Origin of the sequence: Clostridium sp. AM34-11AC (assembly GCF_003435375.1) — a bacterium.
Classification (GTDB): Bacteria; Bacillota; Clostridia; order Lachnospirales; family Lachnospiraceae; genus Pilosibacter; species Pilosibacter fragilis.
Map to the genome: position 1 here is coordinate 26,549 of NZ_QWGL01000013.1, position 22,565 is coordinate 49,113.

The following is a 22,565-nucleotide window of genomic DNA, read 5'->3' on the forward strand; positions in this document are numbered from 1 at the left end:
GGTTATGGGGAAGATCCGTAAAATGCGAGAAGGGCACCGGGGTGTATGTTTCATGCACCCAAGCGCCCTTGCTCTTATGGTGGTATAATATACTCGTTTTTCAGGATTTGTCAACACATTTTTTTGAATCTTTTTTTGATCACAGACAGCGTTCCTATTATTAAACATTTTTCTGTTTCGGATGGTCTTACAGTTGTTCTGCCGTTTCAAGGAGTCAAAACAGTTTTAAACAATTCTATGTCAGGACATAAGAATCGTCTTTTCAGGCTGCGGATCCCGTATGGAAGGAATTGGATGAAAAAACTTTAACAAACTGCGAAAAAACTACTTTACAAATTTGAAAAAATGGAATATAGTAGTTCCATATTTTTTTAGCGCAGTCAATACCTATGAGCAATTAATCCTGCGTAAAAATAAGTTTCATAGTGATGGAATGAATTAGACAAAGGTGTCAGAGTCTTAGTACTTCTGTCACCTTTTTTTACTTGAAAGCGTTGTCAAGCGGTTAGACATTCTGCGTGCCTGCACGCAGTGAAGAATAGGCATTTGACGGCCAAGCCGGTATGGTAAGCAGGGCGATAGCCCGGATTACGAATGCTGGCGGTAGCTGCGGGAGTGCCGAAGCCACGGAGCAGCTGGCTTTCAGCATTATATGAAACTACAGTTTCCCCACATTAACAGTAATATAAATTTGGAGGTAAGGTATGGCAGTTAAATACGTATTCGTCACGGGAGGCGTTGTCTCCGGACTCGGCAAAGGTATTACCGCCGCATCCCTTGGACGTCTCTTAAAGGCAAGAGGTTACCAGGTAACGATGCAGAAGTTCGATCCTTATATCAATATTGATCCGGGTACCATGAATCCGATCCAGCATGGAGAAGTGTTCGTCACAGACGATGGAACAGAGACCGACCTGGACCTTGGACATTATGAACGCTTCATTGATGAGAGCCTTGATAAGAACTCCAACGTAACCACCGGAAAGATCTACTGGACCGTTCTTCAAAAAGAGCGTCACGGAGACTTCGGCGGAGGTACCGTACAGGTGATCCCACACATCACAAACGAGATCAAAGCAAGATTTTACCGCGCGAAATCCCCGGATGAGGACCGCATCGCGATCATTGAGGTCGGCGGTACCGTCGGCGATATCGAGAGCCAGCCGTTCTTAGAGGCGATCCGTCAGTTCCGCCACGAGATCGGATACCAGAACTCAGTTCTGATCCATGTAACGCTTGTTCCATATTTAAAGGCATCCGGCGAATTAAAGACAAAACCGACCCAGCAGAGTGTTAAAGCCCTTCAGGGAATGGGAATCTTCCCGGATGTGATCGTATGCCGTACTGAGGTTCCGCTTGAGGATGGCATTGAGAGCAAGATCGCATTATTCTGCAACGTCCCGGAGGATCATGTGCTCCAGAACCTGGATGTTGAATATTTATACGAAGCTCCACTTGCAATGGAAAAAGAGCGCCTGGCCCAGGTCGTATGTGAGTGCCTGAACATTCCGTGCCCGGAGCCGCAGCTCGGCGATTGGAAACAGATGGTGGACGCGTTAAAGAATCCGACGAGCGAAGTGACCATCGCCCTGGTAGGAAAATATATCCAGCTTCATGACGCATACCTCAGCGTTATGGAGGCATTAAAGCACGGAGGCATCGCAAACCGCACAAAGGTATCCATCAAGTGGGTGGATTCCGAGTTCTTAACTCCGGAGATCCTCGATGACACCTTTGCCGGTGTGGACGGAATCATTATTCCGGGCGGTTTTGGTTCCAGAGGAACCGAGGGAATGATCCTGGCAGCCAACTATGCGAGAGAGAACAAGATCCCATTCCTCGGAATCTGCCTCGGCATGCAGATGGCCATGGTCGCATTTGCGAGAAATGTTCTGGGATATGAGGATGCAAACAGCTCCGAACTGAATCCGGATACAACACATCCGGTGGTTGATCTGATGCCGGATCAGAACGGCATTGAGAACCTTGGCGGAACCTTACGTCTTGGTTCCTATCCGTGTGTTCTCGACAAAAAGTCCAAGGCATATGCCCTTTATGGAACACAATTGATCAATGAGCGTCACAGACACCGCTTTGAGATCAACAACCATTACCGCGATGATTTTACATCCCATGGCATGATGATCTCCGGTCAGTCCCCGGACGGTCATATCGTTGAGATGATCGAGCTCCCGGATCACCCGTTCTATGTGGGAATCCAGGCTCATCCAGAATTAAAATCAAGACCGAACCATGCACATCCGCTTTTCGCAGGCTTTGTTGAAAGTGCGGAGGAGCAGGGCGTGCTCAGACGTGCAAAGAAGCTTCTCATGAAGAGAAATCATCTTTCCGAGCCGGAAGCGCACCGCTATCTCCAGAAGACCAGCATGGACACAGGAAGAACCATGACGGAGAGCGCCCATATGGTCACCATGCTGATCCAGGAAGATTAATGTTTATCCCCGCCGTGTGCGGAGAGCCAAGCTGGACCTGCAAGTCGGTAATCATCCGGCACTTTACCTGGTTATTGCGAAAAAAATTGTTACAGTTCAGTCATTATAGCTTCTTGTTTTCATATTCATGAAAACAAGAAGCTTGGTGGTTCCACCATATGCTGATTTGGATGAAAAAGTGCTTATGCAAGCAAGCTTGCAACACACTTTCTCATTCAAACCAGCGCATGGCTGAACTGTAACAAAAAGTTAAAGTATTTTCCGGATTTTTACTGCAGTTTTTGCATATGTGTGGTATATTTACATATAAAAGTGTTGCAAAGCGACTAACCGGATAGCGTGCATGCACGCAGAGCCGCTTAGTCATTTGACAACCAGACCCCACATGCATTTACAGAAAGAGAGGATTTGAGACATGTTTAAAGTCAATGAAAATTTTGCCAAGCTGCCGGGCAGCTATCTCTTCGCAAATATCGCAAAGAGAGTATCCGCATTTCAGGCAGAGCACCCGGAAAAGGAGATTATCCGTCTTGGAATCGGTGATGTGACACAGCCGATCGCACCGGCGATCATTGAGGCGATGCACAAAGCTGTCGATGAGATGGGACATGCCGAGACTTTCCACGGCTACGCTCCGGAGCAGGGCTATGACTTTTTAAGAAATATTATTGCAAAAGAAGATTTCCAGGAGAAAGGCTGCGACATCTCTGCTGACGAGATCTTCATATCCGACGGTGCAAAGTGCGACTGCGGAAATATCCAGGAATTATTCTCCTTAGACAGCGTTATCGCTGTATGCGACCCGGTATACCCGGTATACGTGGATTCCAATGTTATGGCAGGCCGCAGCGGTCTTTACAACGGTGAGACAGGCCGTTTCGACAAGATCGTATATATGCCGTGTACGGCTGACAACGGATTCCTTCCGGAGTTCCCGAAGGAACATGTAGACGTGATCTATCTCTGCTTCCCGAACAATCCGACCGGTGAAGCGATCAAGAAGGCTGATCTTCAGGCATGGGTGGACTATGCAAATAAGAATGGCGCTGTCATCATCTTCGATTCCGCTTACGAGGCTTATATCACAGAAGAAGGAATCCCGCACTCCATCTATGAGTGTGAGGGTGCAAAGACCTGCGCCATCGAGCTGCGCAGCTTTTCCAAGAAGGCCGGCTTTACAGGCATGCGTCTCGGCTTTGCTGTGATCCCGAAGGACTTAAAGTGCGGCGATGTCAGCTTAAATGCCATGTGGATGCGCCGTCAGGGCTCCAAGTACAATGGAACCCCGTATATCATCCAGCGTGCCGGTGAGGCTGTCTACTCTCCGGAAGGAAAGGTGCAGGTCGCTGAGCAGATCGCCCGCTACATGAAGAATGCAAAGACCATCTATACAGGCTTAAAGGACGCAGGCTATACCGTATACGGCGGTGTAAACTCCCCGTATATCTGGTTAAAGACTCCGAACGACATGAAGTCCTGGGATTTCTTTGATTATCTGTTAAACAATGCTGGTATCGTGGGCACTCCTGGTGCAGGATTCGGTCCGTCCGGAGAGGGATATTTCCGGATCACTGCTTTCGGAACTTACGAAAATTCTTTAAAAGCACTTGACAGAATCAAAAATCTCTGATAAAACATAAAACATCAAAAAGATATCAAACAAAGGCGTTGAAGGAAACTCCCTTTCGAAAGACTTTACAGAGAACCGTGTGACAGCTGAGAGCATGGAAGAAACGAGAAAGGCGGGAACGCTCCGGAGCCGGCTGCTCGAAGATCGGATACGATGGTAGGACAGCACGCAAGCTGCACGTTACGCGGCCGAGTCGTTAGGATGATGGTCCGACAGCGAAAGCGGCGACTCATGAGTGGCATGGAAATGCAATGCGGGTGGTACCGCGGGTGATATAGATCCCGTCCCGGAGAACTTTTAAAAGCAAAAGTCTCCGGGGCGGGATTTTTGTTGTTCAAGCTAAAAGGCCTCAAATTTTACCCCACAAATTTAGGAGGATCAGATTATGGAGTTTGTAACAGGATTAGAAGACAGAAAAGTAAAAACTCTTGAAGAATTGGAAAGAGAAGAGTCCGTTGGTACCGAAGTTACCGTTGAAGGCATGGTACACAGCATCCGCGATATGGGAGAAATTTCCTTTGTGATCTTAAGAAGCCGCGATGGTCTCTTACAGACCGTGATCCAGGCAGGAACCGGAAAGGAAGTCCTCTCCGAGATCCGTGAAGGTCAGGCAGTTCGCGTGACTGGAACTGTTTTCAAGGAAGAGCGCGCACCCCACGGAATTGAGATCCATCTTGCCGATGCAAGGATCCTTTCAAAACCGGAAGAGCCGATGCCAATTGCCATCGACAAGTGGAAACTTCCCACATCCCTGGAGGCAAACTTAAACCGCCGCGCCATCGCATTAAGAAACGTCCGCGAGCGAGCGAAATTCCGCATCCAGGAAGGTATCTGCCGCGGCTTCCGCGAGTTTATGACAAGCCAGGGATTTACCGAGATCCATACCCCGAAGATCGGCGCGAAATCCGCAGAGGGCGGTGCAAACCTCTTTAAGCTCCAGTACTTCCACAGACCGGCAGTTCTGGCGCAGAGCCCGCAGTTCTACAAACAGATGATGGTCGGCGTGTTCGACAGAGTCTTTGAGACCGGTCCGGTGTTCCGTGCAGAGAAGCACAACACAAAGAGACATTTAAACGAGTACACAAGCCTTGATTTTGAGATGGGATTCATCGACAGCTTCATGGATATCTGCAAGATGGAGACAGCGATGCTGCAGTACGTGGTAGAACTTCTGAAGAAAGACTACGCGAAGGAGGTCGCCCTGTTAAAGATCGAACTTCCGAACGTGGAAAAAATCCCATTCGTCCGCTTCGATGAAGCGAAACGGCTGATCGCTGAAAAGTATGACAGACAGATCAGAAGCCCACATGACTTAGAGCCGGAGGAAGAGGCGCTGATCGGCGAGTACTTCAAATCTGAGTACGGAGCAGATTTTGTTTTCGTTACCCACTATCCGTCAAAGAAACGTCCGTTCTATGCGATGGACGATCCGGAGAACAAGGAATTCACCTTAAGCTTTGACCTTTTATTCCGCGGTCTTGAGATCACCACAGGCGGCCAGCGGATCCATGATTACGAGACGCTCTTAAAGAAGATCGCGGAAAAAGGCATGGACATCGAGGGGATGGAAGATTATCTTGACTGCTTCAAATACGGAATGCCGCCCCACGGTGGTCTCGGAATCGGCCTTGAGCGCCTGACCATGAAGATGATCGGAGAGGACAACGTCCGTGAGGCATGCCTGTTCCCGAGAGATATGACAAGATTAAAACCGTGATGGTATAGAGAAAGGATTTGAGATTATGGCAGAGATGATCACCGATAAGACGATGGATGAGATTGAGATCCTGGCAAAACTTCACCTGACAGAAGACGAGAAAGAAAAATCAAGACAGGATCTTCAGCAGATGCTCGATTATGTTGATATGCTGAATCAATTAGATACCTCCGATGTGGAACCGTTGACCCACATCTTCCCGATCAAGAACGTGTTCCGCGAGGACGTTGTTCTTGAGAGTACCCCGAAGGAAGAATTGTTAAAGAATGCGCCGAAGGAAAAGGACGGACAGTTCCTTGTTCCAAAAACCATCGGTTAGGAGGAGACGGATATGAAAATACTGGAACTTTCCGCCACAGAGCTGGCAAAGAAGATAAAAGCAGGCGAGATCACCTCAGAGGAAGCCGCAAAGGCGTCCCTGGCGCAGATCGCGAAGGAAGATCAGAAGATCCGCGCGTACCTCACCGTGGATGAGGAGAAGGTCTTAGCACGGGCAAAGGAAGTGGACAATGGAATCCGTTCCGGAAAATACACAGGCCCGTTGGCAGGTGTCCCGATCGCAGTGAAAGATAATATCTGTACAAAAGACATGAGGACCACATGTGCTTCAAAGATCCTTGAAAACTTTGTCCCGTTCTATGATGCGACGGCGGTCACAAGGATCACAGATGCCGGCATGGTGATTCTCGGAAAGACAAACATGGATGAGTTCGCCATGGGAAGTACCACCGAGACTTCCGCATTTGCGGTTACAAAGAACCCGTGGGATACGGAACATGTTCCGGGCGGTTCCTCCGGCGGTTCCTGCGCGGCGGTCGCAGCCGGTGAATGCTTCGCGGCTCTCGGCTCTGATACCGGCGGATCCATCCGCCAGCCGAGCTCCTACTGCGGCGTTACCGGAATCAAACCGACATACGGAACGGTTTCCCGTTTTGGCCTTGTGGCTTACGCGTCTTCCCTGGACCAGATCGGACCGATCGGCAAGAATGCAGCCGACTGTGCGGCCCTTCTTGAGACCATCACAAGCCATGACGAGAAAGACAGCACCTCCATGGAGAGAACGGACACGGATTTCACTTCCGCCATCGGAAAAGATATCCGCGGCATGAAGATCGGTATCCCGAAGGAGTATCTGTCGGACGGACTTGACGATGATGTGAGAGCAGCCATCGAGCAGTGTGCAGCCTACTTAAAGGAGTGCGGGGCAGATGTAGAATACTTTGACCTCGGTCTTATGGAGTACACGATCCCGGCATATTACGTGATCGCGGCTGCGGAGGCAAGCTCTAACTTAGAGCGTTTCGACGGTGTCAAATACGGCTACCGCGCGAAAGAGTACGAAGGTCTCCACGACATGTACAAGCGTTCCAGATCCGAGGGATTCGGGCCGGAGGTCAAGAGAAGAATTATGCTGGGTTCCTTCGTTTTAAGCTCCGGATATTATGACGCATATTACCTGAAAGCGTTAAAGGTACGTGCCCTGATCAAGAAAGCCTTTGACGAGGCATTTGCAAAGTACGACATCATTCTCGGACCGGCAGCCCCGACGGCAGCTCCAAAGATCGGAACTTCTTTAAGCGATCCGATGAAGATGTATTTAAGCGATATTTATACGGTTGCCGTAAACCTTGCAGGTCTTCCGGGACTCACAGTCCCGTGCAGCATAAACGAAAAGGGACTACCGATCGGTGTCCAGCTTCTCGGTGACTGCTTCAGAGAAAAGACCCTGTTTGCCGCAGCATCCGCCATCGAGAATGTCCGCGGTGGATGGACACTTCCGTTTGCCAGAAAGGAGACCTTATCATGAAACAGTATGAAACCGTCATCGGTCTTGAGGTCCATGTGGAGTTAGCCACAAAGACGAAAATTTTCTGCGGATGCAAAACAGATTTCGGCGCAGCGCCGAACACCCATGTCTGCCCGATCTGTACGGGTATGCCGGGATCTCTTCCTATATTAAATAAGCAGGTCGTGGAGTTCGCACTTCGCGCGGGCCTTGCTTTAAACTGCCAGATCAACCAGTTCTGCAAGTTTGACCGTAAGAACTACTTCTACCCGGATAACCCACAGAACTACCAGATCTCCCAGTTATATCTGCCGATCTGCCACGACGGTTATGTGGAGCTTGAGACGGCAGCTGGAACAAAGCGCATCGGCATCCATGAGATTCATATGGAGGAGGATGCGGGAAAGCTGGTTCATGACGAGTGGACCGACAGTTCCCTGGTAGATTACAACCGAAGCGGCGTTCCGCTGATTGAGATCGTATCCGAACCGGATATGAGAAGCGTCGATGAGGTCATCCAGTACTTAGAGCATCTTCAGTCCACCATGCAGTACCTCGGCGTTTCCGACTGCCGTCTCCAGGAAGGTTCCATGCGTGCCGACGTAAACCTTTCTGTCCGCGAGGTGGGAAGCCCGGTATTTGGGACGAGAACTGAGATGAAGAACTTAAACTCCTTCAAGGCCATTGCCCACGCCATCGAGGGAGAAAGAGAGCGCCAGATAGAGCTTCTTGAGGAGGGTCGTGCTGTTGTCCAGGAGACACGCCGCTGGGATGACAACAAGGAATCTTCCCATGCGATGCGTTCCAAGGAAGACGCGAAGGACTATCGTTACTTCCCGGACCCGGATCTTCCGCCGATCGATATTTCCGACGCATGGATCGCTTCCATCCGTGCAGCTCAGCCGGAGTTAAAGAAAGCAAAATCCAGGAGATACCAGTCCGAGTACGGGCTGAGTGCTTATGATGCGGATATCCTCACAGGGGATAAGGCGCTGGCTGAACTTTTCGAGAACACCATCAAGGCAGGTGCGGCACCGAAGAAGGCAGCGAACTGGCTGACCGGCGAGACGCTTCGTCTTTTAAAGGAGAAGGAATCAGAGGCATCGAAGATCACCTTCACAGCAGAGCATCTGGCATCTCTTATCGCACTCCTTGAGAAGAGCGTCATCAACAACCAGACTGCAAAGGATGTGTTTGCTGTCATGTTTGAGTCTGATGTGGATCCGGCAGCTTATGTTGAGGAACATGGACTAAAGATCGAGAGTGATTCCGGACTTCTGGAGGAAACAGTGAAGAAGATCCTGGACGCAAACCCGAAAGCTGTGGGCGAGTTAAAGGAAGGAAAAGACAAAGTCATCGGATTCCTTATGGGACAGGTCATGAAGGAGATGAAAGGAAAAGCAAACCCGCCACAGGTGAGCGGGATGATCCATAAACTTGTGCAGGAATAAAATGCGAAGAAGCCGTTAAACGGATATGCATGCCTCGTAAGGAACCTGGTAAGGACAGGTCTGATAAGTGGTAAGGGCATATGAATTAGAAAAAGTCATGATAATAGGATCTGAATCTTAGACCGATCATCATGGCTTTTTTATCTCTTTCTTCTTTATATAAGGTATTTTTTTCCAAAAACCTGTCATTCCCTGTTCATGAAAACTGCATGAAAAAGGTATTGATTTTATGAAAGGTATTTAGTATATTAATTACTATAAAAGTCCCGGAGAGCGGCAGTGCGTTTTTACGCCGTTCGATGGGATGCTCCGTGCTATGGAAATATTTATCAACGCTTTTCTGAGCGCGGACAGGAATTGGAGAGAAAAACATGATAAAAATTGCTGTAGACGCCATGGGCGGGGACAACGCCCCTGGAGAGATCGTAAAAGGTGCTGTCGATGCGGTCACAGAACGAAAAGACATTACCGTCTGTTTAACTGGACAGAAAGATGTCATCGAGAAAGAGCTCTCAAAATATACCTATAAAATAGAGCAGATTGAGATCGTTGATGCCCCGGAAGTGATCGAGACGGGAGAACCGCCGGTCAATGCGATCCGTAAGAAAAAGAATTCTTCCCTTGTGGTCGGTCTGAACCTCGTAAAAAACGGGGAAGCGGACGGCTTTGTATCTGCCGGAAGCTCCGGAGCTGTTCTCGTTGGCGGACAGGTCATCGTCGGACGTGTCAAAGGTGTGGAACGCCCGCCGTTAGCACCGCTTATTCCTACGGAAAAGGGAGTCTCTCTTCTGATCGATTGCGGCGCAAACGTTGACGCGAGACCGTCTCACCTGGTACAGTTTGCCCAGATGGGTTCCCTCTATATGAAATATGTGATGGGAATCGAGAATCCGCGTGTGGCGATCGTCAATATCGGTGTGGAAGAGGAAAAGGGAAATACCCTTGTGAAAGAGACATTCCCGCTCTTAAAAGAGTGTAAAAATATAAACTTCATCGGAAGTATCGAAGCTCGTGAGATCCCCCACGGCGGCGCGGATGTGATCGTCTGCGAGGCATTTGTGGGTAACGTGATCTTAAAGCTCTACGAGGGTGTGGGCGCGACGATGATGACGATGGTGAAGAAGGGCCTGATGAGCAATCTCAGAAGCAAGATCGGTGCGCTTCTCATCAAACCGGCATTAAAATCTACGTTAAAGAGCTTCGACGCGAGCCAGTACGGCGGCGCACCGCTCTTAGGCTTAAAGGGACTCGTCGTGAAAACCCACGGAAGTTCAAAGGCGAAAGAGGTCAAGAACTCGATCATCCAGTGTATCTCCTTTAAGGAGAATGAGATTTCTGATAAAATAAAAGGGTGTCTTGCCCCGGAAGAGACAGAAGCATAACCGTTTGGCCGGGCGTTATGTGCGCTGCGGACTGAACCGTTACACATTATAAAACTAAATCTAAATTATTAAGCAAAATAGGAGAGGATGGAAATTATGGAGTTTGAAAAATTACAGCAGATCATCGCAGAGGTTCTCAATATCGATCCGGAGGAGATCACAATGAACACTACATTCGTTGATGATCTCGGCGCAGATTCCCTGGATGTATTCCAGATCATTATGGGTATCGAGGAAGAGTTCGACATTGAGATCCCGACTGAGGAAGCTGAGAAGATCGCAAGTGTCGGCGATGCTGTTGAGGCAATCAAAAACGCATTAAATTAATCGCAGGAAAAGGTGTCTCTTCACAGGGACACCTTCTTTTAAAGAAAGGCTAATCATGAAAGAAAAACTTGAAAAACTTCAGGAAATGATCGGTTACCAGTTCAAGGATCCAGGACTTCTGACTCACGCCCTGACTCACAGTTCCTACGCAAACGAAAAGCATTGGGATAAGACACGCTGCAATGAACGTCTGGAATTCCTTGGTGATGCCGTGCTCGAGGTGATTTCCAGCGACTTCCTGTTCCACACATACGAGTCTATGCCGGAGGGCGAGATGACGAAACTCCGTGCCAGCCTTGTCTGCGAGCCGACGTTGGCTTACTGTGCGGATGTGATACCGCTTGGCGACTATCTGCTTCTCGGAAAAGGCGAGGATCTGACCGGCGGAAGGAAGCGGCCGTCTGTTGTCTCTGACGCGATGGAGGCGGTCATCGGCGCAATTTATCTGGATGGTGGTCTTGCTAATGCAAAAGAGTTCATCCATCGTTTTATTCTGAATGATATTGAACATAAACAGCTCTTTTACGATAGCAAAACTATCCTGCAGGAAATGGTTCAGGCAAAGTACAAAGAAACGCTTGTCTATGAACTTCTCAAGGAAGAGGGGCCGGACCACAACAAGTCTTTTGAGGTCTGCGTAAAAATCGGGGATGAGGAGATCGGAAGAGGTCTCGGACGTACGAAGAAAGCGGCGGAACAGGTTGCCGCCTACCACGGAATCTGTAAGATCCAGTAAGACACAGATCACGTATTTTAAGAAATAGGAAAATTAACGCATGTATTTAAAGAGTATCGAAGTACAGGGATTCAAATCCTTTGCTAATAAGATCATATTTGAATTCCACAACGGAATTACCGGCATCGTTGGCCCGAACGGAAGCGGAAAAAGCAATGTTGCCGATGCAGTCCGCTGGGTGCTCGGTGAACAGAAGGTAAAACAGCTCAGAAGTTCCTCCATGCAGGATGTGATCTTCTCCGGTACGGAGATGAGAAAACCCCAGGGATTTGCCTATGTGGCTATCACACTGGATAACTCTGACCACCAGCTTGCCATCGATTACGACGAAGTCACAGTTTCCAGGCGGATCTACCGCTCAGGTGAGAGTGAATATCTCTTAAACGGCAGTGCCTGCCGCTTAAAGGATATCAACGAGCTTTTCTATGATACCGGTATTGGTAAAGAAGGCTATTCCATCATCGGACAGGGTCAGATCGATAAGATCTTGAGCGGACGTCCTGAGGACCGCCGGGAACTCTTCGATGAGGCGGCAGGAATCGTAAAATTCAAGAGAAGAAAGGCCATCGCCCAGAAGAAACTTGAGGATGAGAAGCAGAATCTCGTCCGTGTTTCTGATATTTTAAGCGAACTGGAAAAACAGGTGGGACCTCTCGCAAAGCAGGCTGAGACGGCGAAAGAGTATTTAAGACTCCGGGAAGAGTTGAAACGTTTCGATGTAAATCTCTTCCTCGCTGATTTAAAAGCCATCGAGGACCAGAAACTGGAACTCACAAGAAAAGAGCACACGGTAACAGGCGATATGGAGGAATCCAAAGCCGCTGCCGAAGCCTTAAAAGAGGAATATGACCGGATCTCCGAGGCGGTCCGCGTGTTGGACGAAAAGATCTCCGAAAAGCAGAACGCCGCGAATGAAGCGAAGATGTCCGCAGGGAACTTGGAAGGCCAGATCAATGTCTTAAGGGAGCAGATCCATGCCGAGGAGTTGAACGCGGAACACATTAAAAACAGGACTGCTGCCATCGACGAGGAATTATCCGCGAAAAATAAAGAGCAGGAAGCTCTCAAAGAGGAGCGGGAGGCTCTCGGAAATAAGATCCAGGAAGTCCTGGAACATCTCTCCGATGCGGAAGGTGCCTTAAAGATTTCCAGCACCCACGCCGACAGCCTTGAACAGTCCATCGAGCATTTAAAGGGTGCGCTGATCGCGGCCTTGAATGAAAAATCAGAGTTATCCGTAAAGAAACAGCGCTATGATACGATGCTGGAGCAGGTACAGGTCCGCAGATCCGAAGTCGCCCAAAAGCTCTTAAAGGTCAAGAGCGACGAGGAAAACTGGAATAACCAGATTGCGGAGCAGAACGAGCGCCTGACAGCCATCGACGCCGAGATTGAAAAACTTCTTTCCCAGGCAGAATCCCTGGAAGAGGAAGCAAAGGCGGCAAACGAAGAGATCCGCCGCTTAAACAGAAACCTAAGCCACACGGAACAGGATTACCACACGGCCCACACAAAGCTGGAATCCTTAAGGAACCTGGTGGAGCGCTATGACGGCTACGGAAACAGCATCAAGCGTGTCATGGAGGTCCGTGACCGGGTAAAAGGCATCCACGGCGTTGTGGCGGACCTGATCGATGTTCCGAAGGAATATGAGATCGCTATCGAGACTGCTCTCGGCGGATCGATCCAGAACATCGTCACGGACTCCGAACAGACCGCGAAGGTACTGATCGAACACCTGAAAAAGAACCGGTTCGGACGTGCCACATTTCTTCCATTATCCGCAATCTCGGCGGGAAATGGATTTAATACACCGGGTGCCTTAAAAGAACCTGGTGCCATCGGAATCGCCGCGGATCTCGTCCATGTGCGGCCGGAATACCAGACCCTGGCGAGATACCTTCTCGGCCGCGTCCTCGTGGTGGATCACATTGACAACGCCATCGCCATTGCGAGAAAATACCGCCACTCCATCCGCATTGTAACGCCGGAGGGAGATCTCTTAAATCCAGGCGGATCCATGAGCGGCGGTGCCTTTAAAAACTCCAGCAACCTTCTCGGAAGGAAGAGGGAGATGGAGGAATTAGAAGAAGCCTGTAAGAAAGCCCTGACCACCGTCGATAAGATCCAGGCGGAGACCATATTCCAGGAAGGGATCTTCCAGGAAAAGAGCGGCGAACTGGAAAATGTAAAGAGTGACCTTCAGAAGAAATATCTGGAAGAAAATACGGCAAAGATCGCGCTGAAGCAGCTGGAGGGAAAGAAAGAGGAACTCTACGAGTCCTCCGCGGATATGAACCTGGAGAACCGTCAGCTGGAAGAGCAGATCCACGAGCTGCGGGACAGTCTCGCTGCCATCGCAGAAGAGATGAAGCGTCTGGAACAGGAAAATACCGACCGGAATGAAAAGATCGAATCGGATTCCGCAGCTTTAGAGCAGGCGAAGGCGGACCGGGATAACGCATCCGCGGCGCTCTCCGAGGTCCAGTTGGAAGCCGCGAACTTAAAACAGCAGGATTCCTTCCTCGACCAGAATATCCATCGTCTCGAGGAGGAGAAGAACCGTCTTCTCACTGAAAAAATGTCCCTGCGGGACGGACACACGGACAGTAAAAACGAGGTGGAGAAGCGCCTCGCACAGATTGAAGAATTAAAGCAGAAGATTGAGAATGCCGGAAAAGACGCGGAAACCTACTACCAGGAGATGACTGCCGCTCAGGATGAAAAGGCGGCAAAGAATGAAGCCCAGAAGGGATTCTTTGAGAAGCGGGAAGCGCTCTCCGCGAGGATCTCTGACCTTGACAAAGAGCTTCTCCGTCTGCAGAACCAGAGCGACAAACTGGCAGAACGCCAGGATGCCCAGGTGGAGTATATGTGGAACGAATATGGTCTCACATTCTCGACGGCGGAGCTCTTGCGGGACGGATCCCTCGACAATGTGGCGGACATGAAACGACAGATCGCCGAGCGGAAAAACGCGATCCGCGGTCTTGGAAATGTCAACGTCAATGCCATCGAGGATTACAAGGAGATCTCAGAGCGGTACGAGTTCATGAAGACCCAGCACGATGACCTTATTACGGCACAGGATGCCCTCTATAAGATCATCGAGGAGCTGGATATCGGGATGCGGAAGCAGTTCACAGAGAAATTCGCCATGATCCGGGCAGAGTTTGACAAGGTATTCCGGGAACTCTTCGGAGGCGGACACGGAAGTCTGGAGCTCATCGAGGATGAAGATATCCTGGAGGCAGGAATCCAGATCATTTCCCAGCCGCCGGGAAAGAAGCTCCAGAACATGATGCAGATGTCCGGCGGAGAAAAGGCACTGACGGCCATCGCTCTGCTTTTCGCGATCCAGAACTTAAAACCGTCCCCGTTCTGTCTCTTAGATGAGATTGAGGCGGCCCTGGACGATTCCAATGTGGACCGCTACGCAAAATATCTGCATAAACTGACAAAACATACCCAGTTCATCGTCATCACACACCGGAGAGGCACCATGGTCGCCGCTGACCGTCTCTACGGAATCACGATGCAGGAGAAAGGCGTATCCACGCTTGTCTCCGTGAACCTGATTGAAAATGATTTAAAATAGGGAGGATTCGTATGGAAGAGAAGAAAAAAGGCTTTTTCTCGCGCCTCGTCGAAGGTCTCACAAAGACCAGAGAAAACATTGTGTCCGGAATGGATTCCATATTTTCCGGCTTCTCCGCGATCGATGACGATTTCTATGAGGAGCTTGAGGAGACCCTGATTATGGGCGATATGGGGATCCAGACCACCATGGCGGTCATCGAGGACCTCAAGAAGAACGTAAAAGAACAGCATATCAAGGACCCGGAGCAGTGCCGGGAAGCCCTGATCGCCAGCATCCGCAGCAAGATGGACCTCGGTGAGAACGCATATGAATTCGAACACCGAAAATCCGTTGTTCTTGTCATCGGTGTCAACGGTGTCGGAAAGACCACATCCATCGGAAAGCTTGCGGACCAGTTAAAGGCAGAGGGAAAGAAAGTCGTCCTCGCCGCAGCTGATACCTTCCGGGCTGCAGCCATCGACCAGCTTGCCGAGTGGGCGAACCGCGCGGGCGTGGAGCTGATCGCCCAGAAAGAGGGATCCGATCCTGCTGCCGTGATCTACGACGCCATCTCCGCAGCAAAATCCAGAAATGCGGATGTGCTGATCTGCGATACGGCGGGAAGACTTCACAATAAGAAAAACCTCATGGAGGAGCTTAAGAAGATCAACCGCATCATCGATAAAGAATACCCGGAAGCTTACCGTGAGACTCTCGTAGTCCTCGACGGAACCACAGGACAGAACGCCCTGGTACAGGCCCGCCAGTTTATGGAAGCAGCTGATATCACCGGCATCATCCTCACAAAGCTTGACGGAACCGCAAAGGGCGGCATCGCCGTTGCGATCCAGTCCGAGCTCGGCATCCCGGTAAAATATGTGGGAGTCGGAGAGAAGATCGATGACTTACAGAAATTCAATTCCGAGGACTTTGTGAAGGCCCTGTTCGCGAAGCAGCCGGAATAACCCGAAAAATATGCCCTGTCAGATGCCTGCGTCAGACGCGGCTGTCCACGGCATTATACAGTAAATGACAGCGTAAGCTGTAACAATAAGGAGAATACAAATGGAAATGCAGGAACTCAGCCTCGAAAAATTTGAAGAAGCTTCCGAGATCGTAAAGAAAGTGACACAGGAGACAAAGCTGATCTACAGCGAATATTTCTCTGAGCGTTACGGAAACAAGATCTATTTTAAACCGGAGAACATGCAGCGTACCGGTGCTTACAAGGTACGCGGCGCTTACTATAAGATCAGCCAGCTCACACCGGAAGAGCGCTCCCGCGGTCTGATCACAGCATCTGCCGGAAACCATGCACAGGGCGTCGCTTACGCCGCAAAGCTTGCAGGCGTTAAGGCGACAGTCGTTATGCCGGTATCCACACCGCTCATCAAGGTAAACCGCACGAAATCCTACGGTGCTGAAGTTGTCCTTTACGGAAATGTCTTCGATGAGGCATGCGCCCACGCTTATGAGCTCGCTGATGAGCACGGATATACCTTTGTTCACCCGTTCAATGACTTAGAGGTGGCTACCGGTCAGGGCAGCATCGCCATGGAGATCATCAAGGAGCTCCCGACCGTAGACTATATCCTCGTTCCGGTTGGCGGCGGCGGACTCTGCACAGGCGTTTCCACCCTGGCAAAGCTCTTAAACCCGAAGATCAAGGTCATCGCCGTTGAACCGGCAGGAGCTGCCTGCTTAAAGGCATCCTTAGAGGCAGGAGAGGTGACAACGGTATCAAAGATCAATACCATCGCCGACGGTACCGCGGTACAGACACCTGGTGACAAGCTGTTCCCGTACCTTCAGGCAAACGTGGATCATGTGATCACCGTGGACGACTCTGAACTGACCTTATCCTTCCTCGATATGGCAGAGAATCACAAGATGATCGTCGAGAACTCCGGACTTTTAACTGTAGCGGCCTTAAAGCATCTTGACTTTAAGGGTAAGAAAGTCGTATCCGTATTGAGCGGTGGAAACATGGACGTTCTCACCATGGCTACCGTTGTCCAGAATGGACTGATGCAGAGAGACCGTATCTTCACCGTAAGCGTTATGCTTCCGGATAAGCCGGGTCAGCTGGCAGCTGTTTCCTCACTGATTGCAAAGGAGCAGGGCAACGTGATCAAGCTGGAGCACAACGTATTTGCCAACGTAAACCGTACCGCAGGCGTAGAGCTCACGATCACTCTCGAGTCCTTCGGAACCGAGCATAAGGATCAGATCATCAAGGCTTTAGAGGCAGCAGGCTACTGCCCGGTGATCACTAAGACGAACGGAATCTATATGTAATATTCATTTATTGCCAGATGTCCAGGCAGATCCGGGCAAGATATGCCTGGATATCTGGCAATTTGTTACTTAATAAAGGGGAAAATGTATGTACAGAAGCGAAACTAAGACAGCGCTTAATAAGAATATCCTGTATTTTATCCGTTGGACCGCGATCTCCATCGTGATGGGAACCGTCTGTGGCCTTATCGGAACGGCGTTTGGATACGGGGTCATCTATGCCCAGCGGCTGTTTAAGACCCACAGCTTTATGCTGTACCTGATGCCTGTGGCCGGCGTCCTGATCGTCCTGCTTCACCAGATGTTCCATGAGCTCGGAAACAGGGGAACGAACCTGATCTTAGAGTCCATCTCCTCGGACGAGCGGATCCCGATGGCAACGCTGCCCTGTATCTTTATCTCGACGATCTTAAGCCAGGCTGTAGGTGCTTCCGCCGGAAAAGAGGGAGCGGCCTTACAGATCGGCGGATGCATCGGAAATTATTTCGGCGATGTGTTCCATATGGATGAGAGAGATAAGAAAGTCATGATCATGAGCGGCATGAGCGGCTGCTTTGGTGCGATTTTCGGGACGCCGCTTGCGGCAGCCATGTTCGGAATTGAGGTCATCAGCATTGGTGTCGCCTACTACGCGGCTCTCGTTCCCTGCGTATTTGCTTCCTTTATCGGGGCGCAGATTTCAGGAGCTCTCGGTCTTCACGGCGAATCCTTCCTGATCCTTCATATTCCGGAGTTTTCTCTTGTCCCGGCGCTCTACACCGTTGGTCTTGGTCTTACCTGCGCTCTTTTAAGTGTCTGCTTCTGCATCCTGCTCCATGAGACCCAGCATCTCTATAAGAATAAGATCGGGAATGTCTATGTGCGGATCCTTGTTGCGGCAGGACTTTCCATCGCGCTGGCACTTATCTTCGGACGGGATTACTGCGGAGCCGGATTCAACCTTGTAGAGAAAGCGGTTGACGGGGAATCAGCATATCTTGGATTTTTGTTGAAAATGATCTTCACGGCAGTCGCCCTGGGCGGCGGATTTAAAGGCGGAGAGATTGTTCCAACACTGGCGGTGGGATCTTCCTTCGGATGCACCTTCGGACTGCTCACAGGCTTCGAACCGTCCCTCTGTGCGGCAGCAGGAATGCTCGCTACCTTTGTCGGTGTCACAAACTGCCCGATCGCGACCATGTTCCTGGGATTCGAGCTATTTGGCTTTGAGGCAATGCCGTACTTTGCGGTGGCGGTCGCCATCAGCTTTACGCTGTCGGGATATTATGGTCTCTACAGCGGACAGAAGTTTACATACTCCAAGACGAAGGCGGAGTTTATTAACCGGAAGGCGCACTAAAGGTATCAGACCGTGCTTTAGCACATCAGCAGTCAGGTATTACGGAAATACTCCTTGGGTTTCAAGGTTTTTCCGTGATATCCGATTGCTTTTTTATTGCGGGGATGTTATGATAATCGTTACAGGTCCATATACATGCGGTGCTGTCATGAACCACCGGGCTGTTGTTTTATCCATATGCCCAGGCGTCATGAGAGTTAAAAGGGAAACAGGTCAAAAGCCTGTGCGAGCCCGTCACTGTAGATCCGGAGTACATGAGCATTGTCCGTCACAAACGGACAGTCACTGGCAGTTTCTGCCGGGAAGGCGTCTCATGCGCGATGATGGATGAGCCAGGAAACCTGCCGGATGTCTGCTGGGAGAAAAAAGAACCAGGCTGGGACCTGAAAATTCATTTTTCAAGCGAGGAGAAGAGTAAATGAGAAAAGCAAACCTTTATGCCGTTATGACAGCGGCAGCCGTATCCATGGCAATCCTTTCCGGATGCTCCGGAAGCCAGACAGCAGCAACAACTGCTGCAGAGACTACTACAGTCGCAGAGACAACCGCGGAGGAAACTACAGCAGAAGCGACAGAGGCTGAAGAAGAGGACGAAGAGAATTACGATACAGGAGATGCTTCCATGGATAACACAAGAAATCAGGATGAGATCGGCGAGAATGAGCTTCTCGTAGTAAGCTTTGGTACAAGCTATAATGACAGCCGCAGACTGACAGTCGGCGCCATCGAGAACGCCATCGAGAACGCATTCCCGGACTATTCCGTCAGAAGAGGCTTCACTAGCCAGATCATCATTGACCATGTAAAGAAAAGAGACAATATTGCGATCGATAACGTGGCAGAGGCTTTAAACCGTGCCATCGACAACGGTGTCAAGAATCTTGTTGTACAGCCGACCCACCTTATGAATGGTCTTGAGTACACAGATCTTGTAAATGAGTTAGCAGAAAACTCCGATGCCTTCGAGCATGTTGCTGTCGGCGAGCCGCTTTTAACTTCCGACGATGACTTCAAGACTGTGATCTCCGCAATCACAGACGCAACAAAGGAGTATGATGACGGCGAGACAGCGATCTGCTTCATGGGTCATGGCACAGAGGCCGATTCCAACGCTGTTTACCAGAAAATGCAGGATATGTTAAAGGAAGAGGGCTTTTACAACTATTATGTAGGTACTGTTGAGGCAACTCCGTCCTGTGAGGATGTTATTGCACAGGTAAAAGAGGGCTCCTACAAGAAGGTCGTTTTAGAGCCGCTTATGATCGTAGCTGGTGACCATGCGAACAACGATATGGCCGGTGACGATGACGATTCCTGGAAGAGCCAGTTTAAGGCTGCAGGTTATGAGGTTACCTGCCTTGTAAGAGGACTCGGTGAACTCGAGCCGATCCAGCAGCTCTTTGTGCAGCATGCCCAGGCTGCCATTGACAGTCTCGCAAAATAAGATAGCTCACTATGGGCGGTCGATGATTCGACCGCCTTTTTCTGATACAGGAATGTAGTGATGCTGACTTATCTGAAGCAGCCAGAATGCTGATAGCAGGCACTGCACTGATAATTTGAAGGGAGAGAAAAATTTTATGCATAAATTGAAACAGTTTACATTTGCGCTCGTGGCGGTCTGCGCCCTGTCCACAGCATGCGGACAGTCCGGCACGGCTGAGACACCGTCTGCCTCTGCTGCAGAAACCAAGGCTGAAACTACGGTGGAGACGACTGCTGCCGTTGAATCAAAAGCCGCCGTTGCCTCCGGCAATGAGACCGCTGCGGAACAGACGATTGACACCGTGGGCCTCGTTCCGGTATCCGCAGCGGACCTGAAAGATGGAACTTACGATATTTCCGTAGAGTCCAGTTCCTCCATGTTTAAGATCATATCCTGTGCCCTGACCGTCAAGGAAGGCGCGATGACCGCGAGAATGACCATGGGCGGAACCGGATATCTCTATGTCTACATGGGAACCGGCGAGGAGGCATCGAAGGTTCCGGAATCCGACCTGATCTCCTTTGAAGAGGATTCTGATGGGACCCACAGCTTTACGGTCCCGGTGGAGACATTAAATGAGGTGCTTCCGTGCACCGCGTTCAGCAAGAAGAAAGAGAAATGGTATGACAGAGAACTCGTCTTTGAGGCATCGGGAATTCCGGCAGATGCGTTTCTCAATACATCCTTAAAGACTGTGGAAGATCTCGGTCTCGCAGATGGAACCTATACGGTAGAAGCCGCTCTGACCGGCGGGTCCGGCCGTGCGTCTGTGGAGTCCCCGGCGGTGGTCGAGGTAAAGGACGGAAAGGCAGAAGCGACGATCATATGGAGCAGCTCCAACTACGACTATATGCGGGTGGACGAGGAGAAGTTTCTTCCGGTCAATACGGAAGGAAATTCCACCTTTGTGATCACGGTGACTGGTTTTGACAGCCCGTTGACTGTTTACGCCGACACGACGGCCATGAGCACTCCGCATGAGATCGAATACACGCTGACCTTTGATTCCAGCACGCTGGAAGAGCAGAAACAATAACACGGTATGGACAAGAACAGAATTCATTTATTCCGCAGAAGGCGGGAGACAGATAAGAGGTACAGGCGGTATGTCAGATGCCTCACCGTGATTCTTTTGAGTGTAGTCATGCTATGTGCTGGGTGCACCGGGAAAGACGCAGTGGGAAGCTCTGCCGGTGGCTCTGGGGAACAGACCGCTGCGGCAGACAGCCGGCAAAACGAAGCCGGCAGCAGCACTGAGGCAGCCCCAAAAACGGAGACAGCTGCTACAGCTTCCCGCAGCTGGAACAATATGTCCCCGGTAAGTTCCATGGATCTTCTCTATGCGGATCAGTTTTCCGTGGATTATTATGAGAATGACATCTCGCTCATCACCATCGGGGATACAGACCAGTTCCTTCTTCTGCCGGAAGGGATGTCCGCGCCGGTCGGACTGCCGGATTCCATCAAAATCCTCCAGAAACCGGTAAAAAATATCTATCTTGTGGCGACATCCGCTATGGATGATTTCATTCACCTGGACGCAATGGATTTGATTGCGCTCTCCGGCACAAAGGACACCGGATGGTATCTGCCGGAAGCAAGAACGGCAATGGAAGAGGGAAAAATTGCCTATGCAGGAAAGTACAGCGCTCCGGACTACGAGAAGATCTTAAGCAGTGACTGCGGTCTCGCCGTGGAGTCCACCATGATCTACCATACTCCCGAGGTAAAAGAACAGTTGGAACGCCTTGGGATCCCGGTTCTCGTGGAGCGGTCCAGCTATGAGGGCCATCCCCTGGGAAGAATGGAGTGGATCCGGCTCTACGGTGTCCTGACGGGAAAAGAGGCTGAGGCGGAACAGGTATTTCGCGAAAATATGGACGCTCTGTCCGATGTCCTCGACATGGAACCATCCGGAAAAACGGCCGCTTTTTTCTATGTGACGAATTCCGGCAGCGTCAATGTCAGGAAGAATGGGGACTATATCGCAAAAATGATCGCCCTGGCAGGCGGAACTTACATTCCCGGGAATGCCGGTTCTGATGAGAACGCACTTTCAACGATGAACATGGATTTTGAGTCCTTCTATGCCGCCGCGAAGGATGCGGATGTGCTGATCTACAACAGTACCATTGACGGGGAACTCACCGCGATCGATGAGCTTTGCGCAAAGAATCAGCTTTTTGCGGATTTCAAGGCAGTGAAAGAGGGCAATGTCTGGTGTACCGGGAAGAACATGTTCCAGGAGACCATGGGCCTGGGGGATATGATCCGGGATATGAACGCGGTGTTTGCCGACGATACCGAATATAGCTTTACATATCTTCATCAACTGAAGTGACACGCAGGTGACAGCTGATCAACAGCACGGGATCGTCAC

16 protein-coding genes and 1 riboswitch are annotated in these 22,565 nt (G+C 50.3%); all 16 genes read left to right on the forward strand.

What is annotated here, in order from left to right:
• The first annotated feature begins 704 nt into the window (after positions 1-704).
• The 16 genes from DW826_RS09460 to DW826_RS09535 all read left to right on the forward strand — a co-directional run bounded on the left by DW826_RS09460 (position 705) and on the right by DW826_RS09535 (position 22,526).
• Positions 705-2,453, forward strand: a complete 1,749-nt coding sequence (locus DW826_RS09460) for a CTP synthase (protein ID WP_117552594.1) — start codon at positions 705-707, stop codon at positions 2,451-2,453.
• Positions 2,454-2,868: 415 nt separating this feature from the next.
• Positions 2,869-4,083 (forward strand): LL-diaminopimelate aminotransferase, encoded by a 1,215-nt coding sequence (locus DW826_RS09465; RefSeq protein WP_117552595.1) that lies wholly within the window; start codon positions 2,869-2,871, stop codon positions 4,081-4,083.
• 385 nt (positions 4,084-4,468) lie between these two features.
• Complete coding sequence (gene aspS, locus DW826_RS09470; RefSeq protein ID WP_117552596.1) at positions 4,469-5,800, forward strand: aspartate--tRNA(Asn) ligase; 1,332 nt, start codon at positions 4,469-4,471, stop codon at positions 5,798-5,800.
• A gap of 25 nt (positions 5,801-5,825) precedes the next feature.
• Positions 5,826-6,119: an Asp-tRNA(Asn)/Glu-tRNA(Gln) amidotransferase subunit GatC gene (gatC, locus tag DW826_RS09475; protein WP_015554512.1), complete on the forward strand. Its 294-nt coding sequence runs from the start codon at positions 5,826-5,828 to the stop codon at positions 6,117-6,119.
• A 12-nt stretch (positions 6,120-6,131) separates the two neighbouring features.
• Positions 6,132-7,607, forward strand: a complete 1,476-nt coding sequence (gene gatA, locus DW826_RS09480; protein WP_117552597.1) for an Asp-tRNA(Asn)/Glu-tRNA(Gln) amidotransferase subunit GatA — start codon at positions 6,132-6,134, stop codon at positions 7,605-7,607.
• Positions 7,604-9,037 (forward strand): Asp-tRNA(Asn)/Glu-tRNA(Gln) amidotransferase subunit GatB, encoded by a 1,434-nt coding sequence (gene gatB, locus DW826_RS09485; protein ID WP_181968038.1) that lies wholly within the window; start codon positions 7,604-7,606, stop codon positions 9,035-9,037. The genes gatA and gatB overlap by 4 nt, the downstream gene beginning before the upstream one ends.
• Positions 9,038-9,408: 371 nt before the next feature.
• Entirely contained in the window at positions 9,409-10,419 is a 1,011-nt protein-coding gene (plsX, locus tag DW826_RS09490) for a phosphate acyltransferase PlsX (protein WP_117484546.1), read from the forward strand.
• Positions 10,420-10,515: 96 nt separating this feature from the next.
• Positions 10,516-10,746 (forward strand): acyl carrier protein, encoded by a 231-nt coding sequence (gene acpP / locus DW826_RS09495; protein ID WP_015554516.1) that lies wholly within the window; start codon positions 10,516-10,518, stop codon positions 10,744-10,746.
• 55 nt (positions 10,747-10,801) lie between these two features.
• Positions 10,802-11,482: a ribonuclease III gene (gene rnc / locus DW826_RS09500; RefSeq protein ID WP_015554517.1), complete on the forward strand. Its 681-nt coding sequence runs from the start codon at positions 10,802-10,804 to the stop codon at positions 11,480-11,482.
• A gap of 40 nt (positions 11,483-11,522) precedes the next feature.
• Positions 11,523-15,080, forward strand: coding sequence for a chromosome segregation protein SMC (smc, locus tag DW826_RS09505; protein ID WP_117552598.1), 3,558 nt, complete (start codon positions 11,523-11,525; stop codon positions 15,078-15,080).
• Positions 15,081-15,091: 11 nt separating this feature from the next.
• On the forward strand, positions 15,092-16,027 hold the full coding sequence (ftsY, locus tag DW826_RS09510; protein ID WP_021905056.1) for a signal recognition particle-docking protein FtsY: 936 nt from the start codon (positions 15,092-15,094) through the stop codon (positions 16,025-16,027).
• Positions 16,028-16,133: 106 nt separating this feature from the next.
• Positions 16,134-17,360, forward strand: a complete 1,227-nt coding sequence (ilvA, locus tag DW826_RS09515; protein ID WP_117470315.1) for a threonine ammonia-lyase — start codon at positions 16,134-16,136, stop codon at positions 17,358-17,360.
• Between the two features lie 88 nt (positions 17,361-17,448).
• Positions 17,449-18,699: a chloride channel protein gene (locus DW826_RS09520; RefSeq protein WP_117514906.1), complete on the forward strand. Its 1,251-nt coding sequence runs from the start codon at positions 17,449-17,451 to the stop codon at positions 18,697-18,699.
• Between the two features lie 166 nt (positions 18,700-18,865).
• A riboswitch (cobalamin riboswitch) is annotated at positions 18,866-19,063 on the forward strand.
• Between the two features lie 54 nt (positions 19,064-19,117).
• Positions 19,118-20,143, forward strand: a complete 1,026-nt coding sequence (locus DW826_RS09525; protein ID WP_117552599.1) for a sirohydrochlorin cobaltochelatase — start codon at positions 19,118-19,120, stop codon at positions 20,141-20,143.
• 136 nt (positions 20,144-20,279) lie between these two features.
• The gene (locus DW826_RS09530; RefSeq protein WP_117552600.1) at positions 20,280-21,221 is read left to right on the forward strand and encodes a hypothetical protein; all 942 of its coding nucleotides are present in this window, start codon (positions 20,280-20,282) and stop codon (positions 21,219-21,221) included.
• A 6-nt stretch (positions 21,222-21,227) separates the two neighbouring features.
• Positions 21,228-22,526: an ABC transporter substrate-binding protein gene (locus DW826_RS09535; protein ID WP_242994074.1), complete on the forward strand. Its 1,299-nt coding sequence runs from the start codon at positions 21,228-21,230 to the stop codon at positions 22,524-22,526.
• The last annotated feature ends 39 nt before the right edge of the window (positions 22,527-22,565 follow it).